Source organism: Oleiphilus sp. HI0080, assembly GCF_001635135.1.
This window is the reverse complement of the sequence record NZ_LWFU01000098.1, coordinates 1-666: the sequence shown is the minus strand read 5'-3', so window position 1 is coordinate 666 and position 666 is coordinate 1. Positions and strand designations below refer to the sequence as shown.

The window sequence follows — 666 nt, the reverse complement described above, 5'->3', positions numbered from 1 at the left end:
TTATGTCGAAGATAAACAAGGTTGTTTTGGCCTATTCTGGTGGTCTGGACACTTCCGTTATCGTCAAATGGTTGAACGAAGAGTACGGCTGTGAAGTCGTAACTTATACTGCAGACCTTGGTCAGGGCGAAGAAGTTGAGCCAGCCCGGGCGAAAGCCGAAGCGCTAGGTGTAAAAGAAATTTACATCGAAGACGTACGTGAAGAGTTCGTGCGTGACTATGTCTACCCGATGTTCCGCGCCAATACGATCTATGAAGGTGAATACCTTTTGGGTACATCCATAGCGCGCCCACTCATTGCTAAGCGTTTGATTGAAATCGCCAATGAAACTGGCGCTGATGCTATTTCGCATGGCGCGACTGGTAAGGGAAATGACCAGATTCGTTTCGAACTTGGAGCCTATGCGCTCAAGCCTGGTGTTCAGGTGATTGCTCCTTGGCGTGAATGGGATCTGAATTCCCGTGAAAGCCTAATGGATTACTGTGCAAAGCANGGTATTGAAGTGGAGGCCAAGAAAGGCAAATCTCCATATTCGATGGATGCGAACTTACTGCATATTTCTTATGAAGGGGACATGCTAGAAGACCCTTGGCAAGAACCCGAAGAAGAAATGTGGCGCTGGTCTGTTTCTCCGGAGAATGCGCCGGATAAGCCAACCTACATTG

General features: G+C 48.1%; 1 protein-coding gene. It reads left to right on the top strand.

Annotated features, from left to right (window positions below; all coding sequences use genetic code 11):
- Positions 1 to 2 precede the first annotated feature (2 nt).
- Positions 3 to 666: argininosuccinate synthase (locus A3751_RS01265; protein ID WP_082862984.1), on the top strand; the 664-nt coding region annotated here is incomplete at its 3' end.